The sequence below is a fragment of the Pantoea sp. X-Soil-ISGK-259 genome (assembly GCF_059730705.1).
In genome coordinates, this window is record NZ_AP035986.1 from 1424547 (window position 1) to 1442992 (window position 18446).

General features: G+C 52.7%; 19 protein-coding genes, 3 tRNA genes and 2 pseudogenes. 14 read left to right on the plus strand and 10 right to left on the minus strand.

Translation table 11 applies throughout. The features are described 5' to 3' along the window. Nucleotide 1: 1 nt before the first annotated feature. Both rutB and rutA read right to left on the minus strand, forming a co-directional pair. Entirely contained in the window at nt 2–715 is a 714-nt protein-coding gene (gene rutB / locus AC6I77_RS06540; RefSeq protein WP_033743177.1) for a pyrimidine utilization protein B, read from the minus strand. Further along, nucleotides 715–1806, minus strand: coding sequence for a pyrimidine utilization protein A (gene rutA / locus AC6I77_RS06545; protein WP_154926039.1), 1092 nt, complete (start codon nt 1804–1806; stop codon nt 715–717). The genes rutB and rutA overlap by 1 nt, the downstream gene beginning before the upstream one ends. A gap of 306 nt (nt 1807–2112) precedes the next feature. Between rutA and rutR the strand changes: the two genes are divergently transcribed. Continuing rightward, nucleotides 2113–2748: an HTH-type transcriptional regulator RutR gene (gene rutR, locus AC6I77_RS06550; protein WP_003849991.1), complete on the plus strand. Its 636-nt coding sequence runs from the start codon at nt 2113–2115 to the stop codon at nt 2746–2748. A gap of 38 nt (nt 2749–2786) precedes the next feature. Further along, complete coding sequence (locus AC6I77_RS06555; protein ID WP_003849990.1) at nt 2787–3761, plus strand: metal-dependent hydrolase; 975 nt, start codon at nt 2787–2789, stop codon at nt 3759–3761. Nucleotides 3762–3805: 44 nt separating this feature from the next. Here AC6I77_RS06555 and cycA read toward each other — a convergent pair whose 3' ends face one another. Next, nucleotides 3806–5200 (minus strand): D-serine/D-alanine/glycine transporter, encoded by a 1395-nt coding sequence (cycA, locus tag AC6I77_RS06560; protein WP_110411568.1) that lies wholly within the window; start codon nt 5198–5200, stop codon nt 3806–3808. Nucleotides 5201–5485: 285 nt separating this feature from the next. On the opposite strand from cycA, the gene AC6I77_RS06565 reads away from it, so the two are divergent. Then, nucleotides 5486–6181: an extensin-like domain-containing protein gene (locus tag AC6I77_RS06565; protein ID WP_497816773.1), complete on the plus strand. Its 696-nt coding sequence runs from the start codon at nt 5486–5488 to the stop codon at nt 6179–6181. A gap of 365 nt (nt 6182–6546) precedes the next feature. On the opposite strand, the gene AC6I77_RS06570 is transcribed toward AC6I77_RS06565, so the two are convergent. Beyond that, on the minus strand, nt 6547–6873 hold the full coding sequence (locus tag AC6I77_RS06570; RefSeq protein ID WP_497816774.1) for a hypothetical protein: 327 nt from the start codon (nt 6871–6873) through the stop codon (nt 6547–6549). A gap of 454 nt (nt 6874–7327) precedes the next feature. Between AC6I77_RS06570 and AC6I77_RS06575 the strand changes: the two genes are divergently transcribed. Continuing rightward, nucleotides 7328–8050, plus strand: coding sequence for an autoinducer binding domain-containing protein (locus AC6I77_RS06575; RefSeq protein ID WP_497816775.1), 723 nt, complete (start codon nt 7328–7330; stop codon nt 8048–8050). A 122-nt stretch (nt 8051–8172) separates the two neighbouring features. After that, nucleotides 8173–8784: an acyl-homoserine-lactone synthase gene (locus AC6I77_RS06580; protein WP_003849985.1), complete on the plus strand. Its 612-nt coding sequence runs from the start codon at nt 8173–8175 to the stop codon at nt 8782–8784. 32 nt (nt 8785–8816) lie between these two features. Here AC6I77_RS06580 and AC6I77_RS06585 read toward each other — a convergent pair whose 3' ends face one another. Further along, nucleotides 8817–9041: a DUF2594 family protein gene (locus AC6I77_RS06585; protein WP_003849983.1), complete on the minus strand. Its 225-nt coding sequence runs from the start codon at nt 9039–9041 to the stop codon at nt 8817–8819. A gap of 431 nt (nt 9042–9472) precedes the next feature. Here AC6I77_RS06585 and uvrY point away from each other — a divergent pair, with 431 nt between their 5' ends. The 7 genes from uvrY (at nt 9473) to AC6I77_RS06620 (ending at nt 14161) form a co-directional block, all read left to right on the plus strand. After that, nucleotides 9473–10132 (plus strand): UvrY/SirA/GacA family response regulator transcription factor, encoded by a 660-nt coding sequence (gene uvrY / locus AC6I77_RS06590; protein WP_039660975.1) that lies wholly within the window; start codon nt 9473–9475, stop codon nt 10130–10132. Then, a complete protein-coding gene (uvrC, locus tag AC6I77_RS06595) occupies nt 10125–11957 on the plus strand; it encodes an excinuclease ABC subunit UvrC (protein WP_008925895.1) in 1833 nt (610 codons plus the stop codon). The genes uvrY and uvrC overlap by 8 nt, the downstream gene beginning before the upstream one ends. 69 nt (nt 11958–12026) lie before the next feature. Next, nucleotides 12027–12575: a CDP-diacylglycerol--glycerol-3-phosphate 3-phosphatidyltransferase gene (gene pgsA / locus AC6I77_RS06600; protein ID WP_008925896.1), complete on the plus strand. Its 549-nt coding sequence runs from the start codon at nt 12027–12029 to the stop codon at nt 12573–12575. A 152-nt stretch (nt 12576–12727) separates the two neighbouring features. Next, nucleotides 12728–12803 (plus strand) — tRNA-Gly (locus tag AC6I77_RS06605). Nucleotides 12804–12843: 40 nt separating this feature from the next. Then, nucleotides 12844–12917 (plus strand) — tRNA-Cys (locus tag AC6I77_RS06610). Nucleotides 12918–12927: 10 nt separating this feature from the next. After that, a tRNA-Leu gene (locus AC6I77_RS06615) sits at nt 12928–13014 on the plus strand. Nucleotides 13015–13315: 301 nt separating this feature from the next. Then, complete coding sequence (locus AC6I77_RS06620; protein ID WP_476159840.1) at nt 13316–14161, plus strand: substrate-binding domain-containing protein; 846 nt, start codon at nt 13316–13318, stop codon at nt 14159–14161. A 31-nt stretch (nt 14162–14192) separates the two neighbouring features. Here the strand turns inward: AC6I77_RS06620 and AC6I77_RS06625 are convergent, their stop codons facing one another. Continuing rightward, complete coding sequence (locus AC6I77_RS06625; RefSeq protein WP_003849973.1) at nt 14193–14387, minus strand: hypothetical protein; 195 nt, start codon at nt 14385–14387, stop codon at nt 14193–14195. 193 nt (nt 14388–14580) lie between these two features. Between AC6I77_RS06625 and AC6I77_RS06630 the strand changes: the two genes are divergently transcribed. Then, entirely contained in the window at nt 14581–14781 is a 201-nt protein-coding gene (locus AC6I77_RS06630) for a DUF6404 family protein (protein WP_003849972.1), read from the plus strand. A 35-nt stretch (nt 14782–14816) separates the two neighbouring features. Here AC6I77_RS06630 and AC6I77_RS06635 read toward each other — a convergent pair whose 3' ends face one another. The 4 genes and pseudogenes from AC6I77_RS06635 to AC6I77_RS06650 form a co-directional block, all read right to left on the minus strand. Beyond that, entirely contained in the window at nt 14817–16322 is a 1506-nt protein-coding gene (locus AC6I77_RS06635; protein ID WP_497816776.1) for a SulP family inorganic anion transporter, read from the minus strand. A gap of 137 nt (nt 16323–16459) precedes the next feature. Beyond that, nucleotides 16460–16720, minus strand: a complete 261-nt coding sequence (locus AC6I77_RS06640) for a biofilm/acid-resistance regulator YmgB/AriR (protein ID WP_003849968.1) — start codon at nt 16718–16720, stop codon at nt 16460–16462. A 392-nt stretch (nt 16721–17112) separates the two neighbouring features. Beyond that, nucleotides 17113–17196, minus strand: a pseudogene (locus AC6I77_RS06645) (DUF2000 domain-containing protein); the annotation flags it as partial. Then, nucleotides 17185–17867 (minus strand): annotated as a pseudogene (locus AC6I77_RS06650) (AraC family ligand binding domain-containing protein); the annotation flags it as partial. The pseudogenes AC6I77_RS06645 and AC6I77_RS06650, both read right to left, overlap by 12 nt. Nucleotides 17868–18012: 145 nt before the next feature. Between AC6I77_RS06650 and AC6I77_RS06655 the strand changes: the two are divergent. Further along, a complete protein-coding gene (locus AC6I77_RS06655) occupies nt 18013–18444 on the plus strand; it encodes a MarR family winged helix-turn-helix transcriptional regulator (protein ID WP_003849964.1) in 432 nt (143 codons plus the stop codon). Nucleotides 18445–18446 lie beyond the last annotated feature (2 nt).

Consider the following 18446-nt stretch of genomic DNA (forward strand, 5'->3'; position numbering starts at 1 on the left):
ATTAGCGGGTATTCAGGCTTTCGCAGAAGGTATCTACATCCGATACCCAGCCAAAAAAGGTTTCGATATTGAACAGGGCCGCCTGCTGTGCAAAGGGCGGACCCGCCTGGTAGGTGGCGTCTTCCAGTACCACACCGAAATATTCCAGGAAGAAGCCGTCGCGTAGTGTCGATTCGACACAGACGTTGGTGGCGATGCCGGTGAAAATCAGATGCCGGATCCCGCGACTGCGCAGCGTGCTGTCAAGTGAGGTGTTATAGAAACCGCTGTAGCGCGATTTTGGCAGCACAATGTCACCCGGCTGCGGCACCAGTTCATCCACCAGCGCGTAATCCCAGCCGCCCTTCGACAGCAGCGTGCCCTGCAGTTCAGGCCGTTTGCGCATGGTTTTTAGCGCATTCGATTTGTGGAAGTTAGGGGAACCGGCATCACCCGCTTCAACATAGTCACTGTCCCAGCCGTTCTGGAACCAGATGATTTGAACGCCAGCGGCACGGGCCGCAGTCACCGCCTGATGAATTTTCGCAATCACTGGTTTCGTGGCAGACACATCAAACCCGGCCAGATCGAGGTAACCTCCTTCAGTGGCGTAGGCATTCTGCATATCCACAACAATCAGCGCTGTCTGACCTGGCGGAAAGGCGATCGGCTCTGGACGGGCAGGCAGTTCGACCTGAGGAAGCGCCTGAGTATGGGCGCAATAAACGGTACTCATCATGCCACCTCCTGCTGTGCATCAAGCAGGTCACTACGACAGGTCATGAGGGGCTGAATGTGCTGACCGAAGTTTTCAATACCTTCCAGGAAATCATCAAAGGTCAGCAGCACGCCGTGCGTGCCTTCAACCTGCGCCACTTCATCCAGCATCCGCGCTACGTTTGCGTATGAACCGACCAGGGTGCCCATATTGATATTGACCGCTGAGGTCGGATCCGCCATCTGACGTACATTGGTGTCACTGCCCGATTTGGTGTCCTGCTGACTCTGGGTGGTAAGCCATGAAAGCGCCTCTTCATCCGCTCCCGCTTTGTAGTGTTCCCACTTAGCCCGCGCTTCTTCGTCAGTTTCGGCAGCAATGATCATAAACAGCACATAGGAGCCGACATCGCGACCCGCTTTTTCAGCGGCCTGCTTCATGCGAATCGAGGTCGAGCTGAATGCAGAAGGGGTGTTCACACCTTTGCCGAAGCAGAAGTTGTAATCGGCGTGCTGAGCAGAGAAGGCCATGCCGGCATCGCTCTGTCCGGCGCAGATAACTTTCATCGGGCGCTGTGGCTGCGGACTGACGCGGCAGTCGTTCATGGTGAAGAACTCACCTTTAAAGTCCGATTTTCCGGTGCCCCACAGGTCACGCAGCACGGTAACGTACTCGGTCAGATAAGAATAACGGCTGCCGAAGTACTCATCGCCAGGCCACATTCCCATTTGTTCATATTCTGGTTTCTGCCAGCCGGTTACCAGGTTGACACCGAAACGACCGCCTGAAATGGAATCAATGGTGGACGCCATGCGCGCCACAATGGCCGGAGGCAGCGTCAGGGTGGCCGCAGTGGCATAGATCTCAATACGTGACGTGACAGCAGCCAGGCCTGCCATCAGCGTGAATGACTCCAGGTTATGATCCCAGAATTCTGTTTTACCGCCAAAGCCGCGCAGTTTGATCATCGAGAGCGCAAAGTCGAAATGGTAATGCTCTGCTTTCAGCACAATGGCTTTGTTCAGTTCAAACGTTGGCATGTACTGCGGCGCATTGGATGAAATCAGCCAGCCATTGTTACCAATCGGAATAAAGACGCCTATCTTCATGTGAAACCTCGTTGCGATGGGGGAAAGGTATTTCACGCGCTGCACTGCATCCTGCTACGTCCTTGTGGGCTGCGCTCAGTCACAATTCTGCAAACTGTGTGCCACATTTTTTATTGTTTTAAATAACAATGAGTTAAATTTAACCCGAAAGAGGTAAGTGGAGTCACTGGTCCATTTCGGACCATCTGGTCAAAATTCGCTGCACGTTTTACATGCAACCTGGGCAAAAAAGGTGCAGGTCGTGGATTGGGCAGCAATGAATCCCTTTGCTATGATGCGCTGACACCAGATGGATGAGGTAAACCTGTGAATACCGATGAAAAAAAACCAACGCGTCGATCGCGTGCGGTTGCAGCGAAGCGGGCCGCTATACTGGAAGCGGCGTTAACATTCTTTTCACAGTTTGGCATTCACGGCACCAGCCTTGATAAGGTGGCTGAGCTGGCCGATGTCTCTAAAACCAATCTGCTCTACTATTTTCCCTCAAAAGAAGTGCTTTATGTGGCGGTGCTTAAGCAGATTCTGGATGTCTGGCTGGCGCCGTTGCGTGCCCTGGCCCACGATCAGGATCCGCTCGTCGCTATTCGGCGCTACATCCGGCTGAAGCTGGAAGTGTCGCGCGATCATCCTCAGGCTTCGCGGCTGTTCTGTCTGGAGATGCTGCAGGGCGCACCGCTGCTGAAAGGTGAGCTGGCGGGCGATCTCAAGCAACTGGTGGATGACAAGGCGGCCATTATTGAACGCTGGATTGATGAGGGACGGCTGGCAGGCGTTCAGCCGCAGCATCTGATCTTTATGCTATGGGCCACCACACAGCATTACGCCGATTTTGCTACCCAGGTTGAGGCTGTCACCGGTCAGACACTCAGCGATCCGGCGTTTTTCGACCAGGCTGTTGATAATGTTCAGCGCATGATCATTGAAGGGATTCGCGTACGCTAAATCGGGCCACATTCATCGTTCGGTAACGGAGTGAATTAATGGATTCTGTTTCGCAGTTCGTACTGGGTGCCTCAGTCAGTGTTGCCGTGATGGGACGACGGGCGCCGATCTGGCAGGCCGCGCTGGTGGGCGGTGTCTGCGGCACCTTACCCGATCTGGATGTGTTTATTGACCACGGCGATGCGATACGCAACATGACGCTGCATCGCACAGAAACGCATGCGTTGCTCTGGCTTACGCTGGCATCGCCACTGATTGCCTGGCTCGTAGCAGCACTGTGTCGTCAGCGGGTGAAGTGGCTGGCATGGTGGCCTGCGATCTGGCTGGCTCTGATTACCCATCCGCTGCTTGATTTGATGACGGTTTATGGTACCCAGCTTGGTCTACCACTCACCGATTATCCCTATGCCATCGGCAGTATTTATATCGTTGATCCCCTTTATACATTTCCACTGCTGACAGGGCTGGGCGTTGCGCTCTGGCGTCGCGGTGACAAAGGCATCCGCGGTAACCGTGTCGGACTGACGCTGAGTACACTGTATCTGGTCTGGAGCGTGGTGATTCAGGGCGTGGCAGGCTGGCAAATTCGGGCGTCGCTGACGACACAGGGGATTGCGGCTAATCACGTGCTGGTAACGCCCACTGCGTTTAATACGCTGGTCTGGCGCAGCGTGATTATGACGCCGGAACGCTACGGCGAAGCTTACTGGTCACTGCTCTCGCCGTCGCGTCCCCTGCAGGTGACATGGTATCCGCGGCATCCTGAGCTGTTTGACGCTTTTCGGGGCAGCTGGTATGCAGAACGTGTCGCCTGGTTCAGCCACGGTTTTTACGCCCTGCGTGAGCAGGATGGAGAGACGACAATTGCCGACCTTCGTATGGGCGAAGGCGATAGCTATACGTTCACCTTTGGTCTGGGCTCGCCTCAGCATCCCGATGCACGGCCACAGCGTTTACCTTATGAACGCCCCTCTTTATCCGCCATTTTCTCGTCACTGGGCGAGCGCCTGTAAAAAAGCCCGGTCAGATGACCGGGCTTTTTCCATGCTGTTACCGATTAGCGGCTGCGACGATTACGCAGCATCCAGCCCACACCCAGCAGGGCAAACCAGAGTGGCGTAACCATCAGCGCCTGGCGCGTATCTTCCTGTAGCGTCAGCAGCACCAGCACAAAGGCGAAGAAGGCCATGCAAACCCAGCACATGAATTTGCCGAGCGGCATCTTAAAGGCCGACTCCGCATGGCGCTGCGGATGCTTTTTACGGTAGGCCAGGTAGCTGCACAGAATGATGGTCCAGACGAACATAAACAGGATGGCGGAGACGGTCGTCACCAGCGTAAAGACCTTCATGACATCCGGGATCAAATAGATCAACGCTACGCCAATCAGCAGGCAGAGGCAGGAGAAAAACAGACCCGTGGTAGGGACCGCACGGGCGGAAAGCCGGCCAAACGCGCGACTGGCGACACCCTGCTGCGACAGGCCATAGAGCATACGGCTGGTGGAGAAGATACCGCTGTTGGCTGAAGAGGCGGCAGAGGTCAGCACCACAAAGTTGACGATACTCGCTGCAGCAGGCAGACCAATCAGGACGAACATCTCAACAAACGGACTGCGATCGGCCATGACCTGGGTCCACGGCGTTACCGCCATAATGACCATCAGTGCCAGCACGTAGAACATGATCACCCTGAGTGGAATCGCATTGATAGCACGCGGTAAGACTTTATGCGGATTGTGGGTTTCAGCTGCTGCCGTGCCCACCAGTTCAATACCGACAAAGGCAAACACCGCAATCTGAAACCCGGCAAAGAAGCCGCTGAGACCTTTCGGGAACATCCCGCCGTGATCCCAGATGTTGCTCAGTGCCGCCGTGCCGCCACCCGGTGAAGGATAGTGAACAGACACCAGCACAATCCCGGTCACGATCAGCGCCACAATGGCGACGATTTTAATGATTGCGAACCAGAACTCCATTTCGCCAAACAGCTTGACGGTGGCAATGTTCAGCGCCAGAAAAACCACTACGCAGAGCAGAGCGCTCATCCAGATTGAGAAGCCCGGAAACCAGAGCTGGAAATAGGCGCTGATGGCCACCACGTCAGCGATGCCTGTCACCACCCAACAAAACCAGTAAGTCCAGCCAGTAAAATATCCCGCCCACGGACCAAGCAGGTCAGCCGCAAAATCGCTAAAAGATTTGTACTCAAGGTTGGAGAGCAGCAACTCCCCCATGGCGCGCATCACAAAGAACAGCATAAAGCCGATAATCATGTAGACAAAAATGATCGAGGGACCGGCCAGGCTGATGGTTTTACCGGAACCCATAAACAGGCCGGTGCCGATAGCGCCACCGATGGCGATTAGCTGGATGTGACGGTTGTGCAGGTTGCGCTGTAATTTATCAGGCGCATCCTGGGTGCGTGCGGTTTCTTTAGATTGATCAACCATAGAATTGTCTTTCCTGTCTTGATGTTGTGTCAGCTCTGCTGGCTGTTAGTTAAGGCATCTGCCTGAGGGCAAGTCGGATAAGATAGAGGAAGTCACCCCAAAGCCGGTAACAATTTTTTACCTGATGTGATACCGGTCAGGCGCAATGACGGTGGCAGCGGGTCATTCTGGTTATTACTGCGTCAGTCTGAGTAATGATTCATCACGTAATGTCAGGCAGACGGCGTAAAGGGTTTTTTGCCCCTACACTTTTTTTTTGCTTATCATCATGCTGCACAGGGGACTATGCGTACGCTTATCCTGTTTCTGCTGTTAATCGCGCTGGGGTGGGGCAGCTTACCCTGGCTTAAGCAGCATCTGCCGCCGCAGTTCAATCCGTTTATACCGCTCTCTGTCACCGACCCGCCGGGCTGGATGACGCAGATTAAGATGAAAAGGCTGGCCAGCGATCCGGACGAATGTCTGGACGTGATGCGTCGTGCTCAACAGGCGGGTTGGGTCAGTTTCACTGAGCGTCCACCTGTAACAGGTAAATGCCCGCTTACTCATCCGTTGAGGATCCAGAAATTCGGTCCGATCAGCCTCAGTAGCAGTTTTCTCGCCAGCTGTCCTATGGCGGTCGCCAGTACGATGTATGCGCTTCACAGTCGTGAACAGACCGCCAGGGATATGCACAGTCCGCTGGTACGAATTACGCATGTCGGCAGCTATGCCTGTCGTAACATCTATCACCGCACACAAGGGCGGCTTAGCGAGCATGCCACCGCCGATGCGTGGGATGTCACAGGCTTTCAGCTGGCTGATGGTCAGCGGCTTGAGGTCAGTCGTCACTGGCAACAGCCAGAAGAAAAGGCGGCGATGTTACATACGTTGTGGCGTGGCGGCTGTGAGGTGTTCGGCAATGCGCTCGGCCCGGATTACAATGCTGCACATGCCTCACATTTTCATCTGGGTATGCGAGGAGCAGGGTACTGCCGATAAATCATCAGACAGGATTAATACCGTGTTTGGTTAAGGAATGTTCTGACAGCGTTTGCAAAACCCACCCAGTTTTCATCGCAGAACCCGAATCACACGGGATTTAGCCTGACGACAGATTAGGGTGGCGAAAAAGCGCCTTTTTCAGATCCATTATTTAAAATAAATCTACGCCTGAGGGATTAATGGATTGCGCGATTTTTCAGCATCGATGGTGCTAAGAGGCTCCACGTTATAATGAAATTTTTTCACGATCTTACTTGTAAGAATAATCGTATTAATATGAATTTGTCTTAAGCGTGATGGGCGATTTTTATTCCGTAAATCTATTTTATGTGGTTCCGGTTTATGGCTATCGATAAAGTGATTTAATTGATTAAAAGAGAATCAGTAATTGATGTACAGATGCTATAAATAGTGTTTTGTGCTATAGCATTATTGACACCGGGAGAGGAGTGAAGCTGATTTTCCCGGCCAGGGCTTAGTGAGGGCAGATAAACAGAAAAGTCCTGCCGTGATGGGAAGGCTTCAGAAGAGAATATCGCCATGCAATGCATGAGCAGAATGTTCTTATTAACAGCGCATGGCCAGGCCTGATGAAGAGAGGCAAAAAATGAAGGTAGATGTGCCATCATGACCTGCTGAATACCTGCCGGAAGCCGGGAATCTGTCGTGAAGATGAGTAAAACAGCCACATAACTGGCTGCCAGTGCCTGGACTTAAGGCGACAATAACTAAGCCGCGCTTATTTCCTGATGAAAAATATGTCAGTCAACCAGGCCTGCCGTCTCGCTTGTAATCGCTATTTAACACATTGTTTACTCGTTATTTACTCAGCGATGTGACGCGTTATTGAATATCTTTATCTGAAATTACTGGCAAATGATAAAGTGATGCCCGATATCGGGGATTGAAATCCTATCAGAAAAATCTTATTCTCATGGGGTGATTGAAATTGCTGTGATCGACCTCACATTACCATTGCCAGCAAGCTTTTTCACTCCGCTCACAAGGTGAAAGGTTAATTGGCCCCGCAGGGCGACGGGTTCATCCCTGACGATGAATTAAATGACTTATGCTAATTTAATTTATCCGATGAATCCGAATGAATATTTCCGCAAGAGCGAGTGAAATTAACGTTGAGGCAATATGAGTACTGAAAATTATTTCGCCTGGCGAATTGAGGTGAAACAACAATTTCAGGCATTAATGGCATGTTCTGATTTGAAGCCATTATTGCAACAATTTACTGAGTCATTAGGTTTCGATTATTTCGCTTTTTTGATTCAGCATCCGGTGCCCTTTAGCCGGCCGCGTATTCATCTGCATAGCACCTATCCCAAATTATGGGTTAAACGTTATGAGAAGCAGAATTATTACGCTGTCGATCCGGTACTCTCGCTGTGTCAGCGACCGGGAAGAGGGTTGATGTGGACAGAAGAAATGTTCGCTGGTGCCGGCAATCTGTGGCGTGAGGCAAGAGAGTATGGGCTGCAGAGCGGATTTTCTTGCTCTGCAATGGCACCAAATCGCGCGCTTGGTATATTATCTATATCATCGCAACAGCCCATTCCTCTCAAGCTCTGCCACGAAGAGCTTGAAGTAAAACTGCACCTTTTAGCGGAACTAAGCCTGGATACGCTGGAACGCTTTAGCGATGATGCAATGATGGTACTGAAAAAAGAGTTTAGTCAGCGTGAGCTGGAAATTCTGAAATGGACGGGTGAAGGAAAAACGGCGGTCGAAATTTCTCTTATTTTATCCATCTCTGAACATACCGTTAATTTTCACCAAAAAAATATGCAAAAGCGTTTCAATGTTTCCAATAAAACGCAGATTGCCTGCTACGCAGCAGCAATCGGACTGATTTGAACATAAAACAACTGCCACATTTGGCAGTTCCTTTGTACAGGTCTGTTGTCTACCCTGCGCCGGGACTGTGTCAGGCTGGCGCAAAGAAATCATTGTAAAAATGGGGATGTCAGAGGCGCATGATGAAAATAGTGCAAACGCAATTAAAGGATATGCCATCCTCGTTGCTTGCCGAACTCGGCAGCTACCGTTACAGCGTCTTTGCGCGCGGCGAAGGGTGGTCAATACCGCCCCGTCTGAGTACGCCAGGACAGGAATATGATCGCTATGATCGTTCAGATGTGACCTGGTTGATCGCATGGAATGCGCGTGAAGGAATCAGCGGCTGTGCACGTCTGATGCCCTGGTTTGAACCTGAGCAGAGCGAAGGCATTGTGCTGCCTTTCAGCCATGAGAGAGTGTGGGAAATGTCGCGCTTCTCGGCCCGGCTGGAGGTCGACGCCGAACTGCCGCTGAATATTCTCTGGCACGCGGTGCAGATGGCAGAACTCAATGGCATGGAGTACATCATTAGTTCGGCAACGCCGATGCTGGAAAAGATGTTTGAACAGCATGGGGTGGTGTATGAACCGCTTACGCCGGGACTTATTCTGTCAGAAGATAATCTGTTTGCGATCAGGATTCCGGTGGAACAGCCAGCGCTGGCAGAGAAGTATCGGGGAACAAGGCGTTTCAGTCCGGAAGAGGTACTGCCAACGCTGGGCGTTTCCGTTAACTGGCAGGCGCACAGTTAGCGTATATGCCCCCGCCACTGGGGGCAAAAGAATTACTGACGGTAGGCAGTTTTAATCTGCTTAATGGTGTTGCTGAACACTTCCGCCTGAGGCTTGTCACCCAGCGTCTGTACATAGCGTTCCATGTTGATAATCACTTTTCCAGCATCAGCCTGGCCCATACCTTTCAGGATCAGGGTGATCATCATCTTCAGCCCCGCGATTTCATCCGCTAATTTCCGGGCTTCCTGCGAAGTTGCAAAATCTTCATCGCTCATGTGTATCTCCTTGGTGAATGACAACGTGTCGGCAATCTGTCCGAACAGCAGAGCGTGAGTATATCACAGCGTCAGTATGTTGCTGATGCAGCCGGTTCGTTTCGTCTGAAACAGCAGGTTTGTCCAGTGCAACTAATCAATCGCAGAAAGTAATCAACGAGAGCCTTCCACCTGATATTACCTGTCACTGCAGCGCCGGGTAACCGTAGTACCAGTTGTTAATGTCATGAAATAGTGAGACTTTAAGGATTGTTTGACGGTGCTTTCTGTTTCAGGAAATGTCTGAGAACTCAGGCTGGGCTAGGCTAAAAGTGAACAGGCTAAGCCAGGACTGTTTTACTTTGTTGATGTGCTTTTGAGGTAAAAGCGGGTATGATTATCGCTTGAAATCGTTAGTCGCTTCCTCTTTTTCAGCCTCTGGAGTTTCCCCGTTGATCAGTGTGCTTCTTGTTGATGACCATGAACTTGTCCGTACCGGCATCCGTCGCATCCTGGAGGATGTTAAAGGTCTGGCCGTGGTCGGAGAGGCCAACTGTGGTGAGGATGCGGCTAAGTGGTGCCGTGCTAACCAGGTTGATGTGATCCTGATGGACATGAACATGCCTGGCATCGGCGGACTGGAGGCGACGCGCAAAATCGTGCGTTACAATCCCGATATCAAAATCATTATGCTGACTATTCATACGGAAAGTCCGCTGCCTGCTAAAGTTATGCAGGCGGGGGCAGCAGGCTACCTCAGTAAAGGGGCAGCACCCCAGGAAGTGGTCAATGCAATTCGCTCGGTGAATGCCGGACAGCGATATATCGCATCAGACATCGCTCAGCAGATGGCCCTGAGTCAGATTGAGCCGCAAAAAGCGGAATCCCCCTTTAGCTGTTTGTCGGAAAGGGAATTGCAGATTATGCTGATGATCACCCGGGGACAAAAGGTGACGGAAATTTCAGAGCAGTTAAATCTCAGTCCTAAAACCGTTAACAGTTACCGCTATCGGATGTTCAGTAAGCTGAATATCAGTGGCGATGTAGAGTTAACGCATCTGGCCATTCGACATGGCCTCTATAATGCGGAGCCGTTAATCAGTAGTGAATGACGTTTTTGATTCCAAAGCCTTTTTGAGTACGGTAACCAGCAAGCCCGGTGTTTACCGCATGTATGACGCCTCAGGCACCGTCATCTATGTAGGCAAAGCCAAAGACCTGAAGAAGCGTCTGACCAGTTACTTTCGCGTTCAGGTCGGCAGCCGAAAAACCGAAGCGCTGGTCAGCAATATCCAGCACATCGATGTCACCGTCACCCACACCGAAACCGAAGCGCTGCTGCTTGAACATAACTACATCAAGCTCTACCAGCCGCGCTATAACGTTCTGCTGCGCGACGATAAATCGTATCCCTACATCTTTCTCAGCAGCGATACTCATCCGCGACTGGCGATGCACCGTGGGGCAAAGCATGCCAAAGGCGAATATTTTGGCCCGTTCCCGAACGGCTATGCGGTGCGTGAAACGCTGGGACTGTTGCAAAAAGTTTTCCCCATTCGCCAGTGCGAAAATAGCGTATACCGCAATCGCTCCCGGCCCTGTCTGCAATATCAGATTGGTCGCTGTCTCGGCCCCTGTGTTGCCGGGCTGGTCAGTGAGGAAGAGTATGCGCAGCAGACCGACTATGTGCGCCTGTTCCTGGCCGGTAAAGATGATCAGGTGCTTAACCAGCTGGTTAAACATATGGAAGAGGCGAGCATTGGCCTGCGTTTCGAAGAAGCGGCCCGGCTGCGCGATCAGATTCAGGCCGTGCGGCGCATCACCGAAAAACAGTTTGTCTCCAATCAGGGCGATGACCTGGATGTGATGGGTGTGGCTTATGAGGCGGGCATGGCCTGTCTTCACGTGCTGTTCATTCGTCAGGGCAAAGTGCTGGGCAGCCGCAGCTACTTCCCGAAGGTGCCTGTGGACACTGATTTGGCCGAAGTCGTGCAGACCTTCGTCGGGCAGTTCTACCTGCAGGGCAGTGAAGCACGTACGCTGCCTGGCGACATCCTGCTGGACTTTACCTTGCCAGAGCGCGAGTTGCTGGCAGAGTCCCTAAGTGAACTGGCGGGACGTCGGGTTAACATTCAAAGCAAGCCACGCGGCGATCGCGCCCGCTATCTCAAGCTGGCGCGCACCAACGCCGCGACAGCGTTAACCACGCGTCTGTCTCAGCACTCTACCATCCACCAGCGGCTGAATGCGCTGGCAGAGTTTCTTGAGCTCGACAAGATCACACGCATGGAGTGTTTTGATATCAGTCACACCATGGGTGAGCAGACCATCGCCTCCTGCGTGGTGTTTGACCAGAATGGTCCGCTGCGTGCCGACTATCGTCGCTACAACATTACCGGCATTACGCCGGGAGATGACTACGCCGCCATGAACCAGGTGTTGCGACGCCGGTATGGCAAAGCGATTGAAGAAGATAAGATCCCCGACGTGATTTTGATTGATGGCGGTAAAGGTCAGCTGTCACAGGCGATACAGGTCTTTGCCGAGCTGGATGTGCCCTGGGATAAAAACCAGCCCATTTTACTCGGCGTTGCTAAAGGCAGCGACCGTAAAGCCGGTCTGGAAACGCTGTTCTTTGAGGCTGAAGGGGAGGGCGTTTCGATGCCACCTGATGCACCTGCACTGCATGTGATTCAACACATTCGTGATGACGCTCACAATCATGCAATTTCAGGTCACCGAAAAAAACGGGCCAAAGTGAAGAACACCAGTGCACTGGAAAGCATCGAAGGCGTCGGGCCGAAACGACGTCAGCAACTGCTTAAGTACATGGGAGGCCTGCAACCGTTAATGAATGCCTCGGTGGAGGAGATCGCAAATGTACCCGGCATCTCGCATGCGCTGGCAGAAAAAATATACTATTCCTTGAAACACTAACATTGAAACGGGGGGGGCAATGTAGGAACATAGGTTAAATTCTACCTATATCCAGACAGTTACCGGCATATGCAATTAAACATCCCGACGTGTCTCACCCTGTTTCGAGTCGTGCTCATCCCGTTCTTTGTGCTGGCTTTCTATCTGCCGTTCATTTGGGCGCCGCTGGCTACTGCACTGATCTTTATTTTTGCTGCTGTTACCGACTGGTTTGATGGCTTTCTGGCGCGCCGCTGGAAGCAGACGACGCGCTTTGGCGCATTCCTCGATCCGGTTGCTGATAAAGTGCTGGTCGCGATAGCGCTGGTGCTGGTGGCAGAACATTTTCACGCATGGTGGATTACTCTGCCAGCGGCAACCATGATTGCCCGCGAGATCATTATCTCTGCGCTGCGTGAATGGATGGCTGAGATTGGCAAGCGCAGTAGTGTTTCTGTTTCCTGGATTGGTAAAGTCAAAACGACTGCGCAAATGTTGTCTCTCTTCGCACTGCTGTGGCGCCCAGATGCCACCGTTGTAGCGATTGGCGTGGTGGCGTTATACATTGCTGCAGTGCTGACTTTCTGGTCGATGTTCCAGTATTTAAGCGCGGCGCGCGGTGATTTGCTCGAACCGTGATCGATACGATTTAAAAAGCAGCAAACGGATGGTCTGTGAGGATAATTTTATTGACTCATTGCGTCATCTAAGTAGAATGCATCGCATCGAACGGCAGCCAGGCTGCCAGAAGATAAACAAAATCAGCAGGTTCGATAAGATTGCTGAAAATTGCGGGAATAGCTCAGTTGGTAGAGCACGACCTTGCCAAGGTCGGGGTCGCGAGTTCGAGTCTCGTTTCCCGCTCCAGATTCGCATGTCAGGTTAACCTGGCGGCATCATAGTTTAAGGCGCGTTGGCAGAGTGGCTATGCAGCGGATTGCAAATCCGTGTACCTCGGTTCGACTCCGGGACGCGCCTCCAGTTACACCCAGCCCGGGTGGTGAAATCGGTAGACACAAGGGATTTAAAATCCCTCGGCTGTAAGGCTGTGCGGGTTCAAGTCCCGCCCCGGGCACCATATCGCTTTACCAATAAAATCAATGATAAGCAGTGTCGTCAAGCCGCCCCCTAGAGGCGGTTTTTTTGTGCCCGGAATCTGGCATGGCTGGCACCTCACATCCTTATGCTTTTCAACTGGCATCACGTCTCAGTGCTGAATAACCGTTCATTATCCGTGTCACTGCTTTGCCAATTCAAACCTGATTACATCTGATTTCATTCATTTTTGCAGTCTGAGTCGAACTTCATAACCTGTTGAAACAGGTTGGTTTATCGTAAAGTGGTGGGTATTATTTGCCGTTGCAGAGACGTTAACGTCAATGACCAGACCTTTCAAACATGACTCACCCCTTTCGGCTTTACCGCCGGTTATTGGTATTGTCGCCAGCCAGTTGCTCAATCCGTATCAACAGAAAATGCTGGACGAGGTAACGCGGCAACTTAATGTTCGCGGTGCTATCACCGTGCTGTTGAGTGCCGATAGCGAAGAAGCACTGACAGCACTCATCCGGCAGGCGACACCGCTTGCGATGCGGGGGGTAATACTGCTACCCGGCAACCGCATTACAGATACCTGCAATTTGCCGGTGCTTGAGATTGACGCGGAGCCTGAACGGCAAGCTGATGCGCGGCGGGCAGGGGAAGTAACATCGGAATTACTGCTCGCGGAAGGGCATCAGCGGTTTGGCTTTATGCAAAGCCAGCCTGTTGAAAGCGCGCAAAAGCAGGGTTACAGCACGGCACTACAGGCGGCGGGCAGGGTGCTGAATGCTGTGCTGACTTCAGAGGCAGATGACCGTGACGGCGCGTATCAGGCGATGATGGATTATTTGAAAAAGACCCGTGCCGCCGATCGTATTCAGGCACTCTTCTGTGAAAACGATCTGCTGGCCTTTGGTGCGATACAGGCAATCCGCGATTTTGGTCAGGGTGCCCACATTGCGGTGGCGGGATTTGGAGACAGTGAGGAAGCCCGAAGCTCTACCTGGCATCTTACCAGCTGGTCACCTGATATCAGGCAAATTATGGGCAACGCGTTAGATCGCTGGTTGGGGCAGCAGGAAGTCAGCAGTCAAGTACAGGGGCAATTAGCGCGTCGCCACTCCCATTTTGGCAAAATTGCGCCAGGAGAAATGTCAGCCTGCGGCTGCGCCTTTCGGCATTAGCCAGCCTGCAACGCAGACTGGCTGAAACAGACTATCCCTGCGGTTGTCCTGCCGGGCCAACACCGCCTGGTGCGCCAACCGGCTGCTGCCCGCCCGGAGGGGGTGGTGGGGCCTCTTTGCCTGGCGGTGGTGGCGGTGGTGCATCTCTGCCCGGCGGTGGTGGTGCACAGGCAGTGAGTGTCGCAAGTATAGCCAGCATCGATAACAGGTAAGCAATACGTTTCATCGTAATTCCCTGATCAGGTAAGCGGAACGTAGAGTATAGAGAATCGCCGTAAAATTACCTGGACGAGGTAACATGTCCGAGCCAGAGAGAGAATTTGTGGCGATTATATGAGACGTCTCTCAACCCGAATAAACGGGCGATGCTTTTTGGGCCGGAGCAGGTTAAGGTGGTTCATTATTTAAGAGGAGTCGTTATGAATGGCATTATGAAGTTCGTCCGCGGATGGCTGGTGTTCTCTGTACTGTGGGGCGTATTCATGTGGTTTATGTCATGGCATCAGCAGGGTAAAGAGCCAGGCCTGGCGATTCTGACAAGTCTTTATGCTGGTTTAATCTATCAGGCGCTGATTACTATGGTTGGCCGCTATCGGGCGCGGCGGCAACAGGCAGAGTAAAGTCTGCTGCCGGAGAGGCAGCAGAATGGAGCTATTTATCCGAAATTACCGGTAAGGCGCTGATGGAAATCAGTGCTGAGCGGATCCAGCCCTTCAATCGTCACTTCTGCACCATAACGCTGATAGCGATATTCAATACCATCCAGCGCTGCGACGCTGGATGCATCCCAGATCTGCGCGTGCGTTAAGTCAATCGTCACTTTTTTCGGGTCATGCGCATAATCAAAATGCTCAAACAGATCGTTGCTGCTGGCAAAGAACAGCGGACCGCGTACCTCATAGCGTACCGACTTACCATCTTCACTCAGCTGACGTTCAGCATGAATGACATGTGCAATACGGCGGGCAAACAGCAGCATCGCCAGGATCACTCCAGCGAGTACGCCCAGTGCCAGATTTCCTGTCCAGACCGTTACCGCCACTGTCAGCACCATAATCAGCGTCTCTGACCACGGCATACGTTTCAGTGTGTTGGGCTGCAGGCTATGCCAGTTAACGGTTTTCACTGCCACCACCATCATGATACCGGCCAATACTACCATCGGAATTTGCGCCATTATCCGGCTCAGTCCGGTCACCAGCAGCAGCAGCACCAGACCCGCGGCCACGGTTGAAACGCGGCTGCGCGCACGGCCCAGCTCAACGTTGACGATAGTCTGACCTATCATCGCGCATCCGGCGATACCGCCATAAAATCCCGCAAGGATATTTGCCACACCCAGACCCCAGGATTCGCGGCGCTTACTGGACGGGGTATCGGTCAGGTCATCGACCAGTTTGGCGGTCAGCAGCGACTCCATCAGCCCGACAAAGGCGATACTCAGTGCGGTGGGCCAGATAATCTGCAGAGTCTGCAGGTTAAGCGGTACCAGCAGGCTGTTAAAACCGGGCAGGCCAGGACTCATCGGTCCTTCATCGCCCACGTTCGGCATGCGATAGCCCATTAATAGCGCGACGCCCGTCACCACTACAATGGCAACCAGCGGAGAAGGAACACTCTTTAACAGACGCGGTAACAACAGCACGATTGCCAGGGTCGCGACAAAGAAGATCCACACCAGAGATGACTGGCCCCAGACGTGCGGCACCTGAGCAAAGAAAATCAGCACGCCCAGCGCATTCACAAATCCCAGCATCACCGAGCGGGGGATGTAGCGCATCATGCGTGCCAGACCGGCCACGCCAAACAGAATCTGAATCACGCCGCCCATGACTACCGCGGGCAGAATATATTCAACACCGTGCAGATGAACCATCGGTCCGATTACCAGTGCGACAGAACCGGCAGCCGCCGTAACCATCGCCGGGCGTCCGCCGAGTATCGACAGGGTCAGGCAGAGCACGACCGAGGCGATGAGACTGACTTTAGGGTCTACACCGGCAATAACGGAAAAGGAGATCACTTCAGGGATTAATGCCAGCGCGGTAATTACCCCGGCAAGGCATTCGCGGGTCAGCAACGCAGGCGAACGCAGAACGCGCCCCACACTGATATCGCCCGCCACAACGTCGGTTGCGGCAACATCATTGGTTTGAGTCATAAAGGTCTGCAGGCTCTTTAGTTGTTTTGCTCCCGCGCGAAGGGCGGGAAGATCAGGCTCATGGTGAGGGGCAGATAGTACCGGGCGACGGGCAAAGATGCCAGAAAAAGGGGGGAACTCCCTCCATGGAGTCAGTCTTACAGCGAAAAATCATCCGGGGTCTTGTGGACCACGAGGTCGAGCAGCTGGCGGTAGCTATCCAGCATTTCCCTGTCACTTTCCAGTTCAAGCCGATGAATGAGTTTGGAAATAATGGCTTTATTATTCACTGGCATGCCTGACTGCAAAATTTCTGCAATCAGGATACCCAGCATTTCCATCTCGCTGGCTGGCTTGTTGGCCGCAGGGTTAAAATAATCAGCGATTTCCTGATTGGTCCGGGGAATAATATATTGCATGTGTAAGCCCTTCAGAACAGCCCGATTCCGGTTCGGATGTCAGGACAAAAGCGATCAAAAAAACCACCGCATGGACAGATGCGATGGTACCAGTGCCACAAATTGAGCAAACAAAAATTAACCTCTGAAGGTGGAAATCCACTGACACCTTCAGAGGCGACGCAAATGCATCATTCGTTACAGAGTCGCATACAACTCGTGGCAGTAAACTTATACAATGAATAACTATCTGTAAAATCGAATTCTTTAGCAAAATGTGCCATTTACAAGTTATCAAGGAGTTATAAGGATTATTCCGACACAAAAGTTGTACAAATAACCTATACAGATGGCGGGATTGGCGAACCGGGTGGAAAAAGCCGGGAAGCCGTGGCCAGCTTCCCGGGAACAAATTAGCTGAACAACACCAGTTTAGCCGTCAGCTTACGCAGGTTTTTTTTATCGCCGACGATGGCAATGCCCAGCAGCCGCCATTGCACCAGCCAGGCGTGAGGCGGCAAACCCCAGTGAGTCTGGAACAGGCGTGATAACCGGAAGCGATCCACCTGCAGCTGCTGCGCCATCTGCAGCAGGCCGGGATTTCCGCATGATGGGCAATCAGCCAGTCACGCGCCTGCAAAGCCAGCCTGGCATCTTTATCGACGGGCTGAGCGGGCAGTGACCATTGCCGGTGCGAGGTGAGCTGACTGAACATCCGATCCATCGCCGCCTCTTTGATGATCGCGGGATGGTTGTACCACAGTGCATCAAACGCGTGCCAGACAGCATAAGCCAATGGGCGGTCGTCGCGCAGTGTGGTTGCAAAGCGGAGTTCACGCGGCAAGGGGTCATCAGCCTGATTAGGCGTAAGCTGCTGCGCAATCTGTTGCGGTGAAAGATAGAGCATACGATAGGTGAAGCCGCTGTGGTTGATAGCATCGCCATCATGCAACTCCTCAGGCTCCAGCATAAAAACCGTGCCGGGACGGCTTTGATGCTGTTTGCGCCGCGAATGAAACTGCTGTACACCTTGCTCGGTCACGCCAATAAGATAGCTGTCGTGCCAGTGGGGATCCCAGGCGTGGCCAGTGAAATGGGCGCGCAATGCCTCAATACCGCTAACGGCGTCACGGCGCAAATCGATCCAGTTTGCTGATGCCTGATTCATGTTATCCGGCCCCTGATTGCGGCCTCTGGACATTCTGACGCGATCCACTAATTTTTAACAGACCGGACGCTTTTCAATCGCGTTTCGCTTTGCGTATAATAACGCTTCCACTCAATTAGATATCTTACTATTAGGCTGCTAACATTTGTCTGAGCATACGCGTACCTTTACCCACTTACTGCATCTGACCGCCCATGCCTGGCGCCTGGCGGTTGATCGTCACCTTAAAGATAGCGGCTTAAGCATGAGCAGCTGGATGGCCATCGGGCTGATTGCCAGTGAGCCGCAGCGCATGACGCAGACCGAACTGGCGCAACTGCTGGGGCTGGAAGATGCCAGTATGGTGCCGCTGGTGGATCGGCTGGTGAAACAGTCGCTGCTGACGCGGGTACAACCGCCAGAAGATCGCCGTAAACGTCACCTGGTGCTGACCGATAAAGGCAATGAAGCCTTCGCCAAAGTGAAAACCGAGGCTGATGCTCTCCGTACTGAAATGCTGGCTGATATTGATCCCGGGGATCTGGCCGTCACCGAGCGCGTCCTGCAACAACTGCTGAGCCGAATGGGAAGCATGTAGCA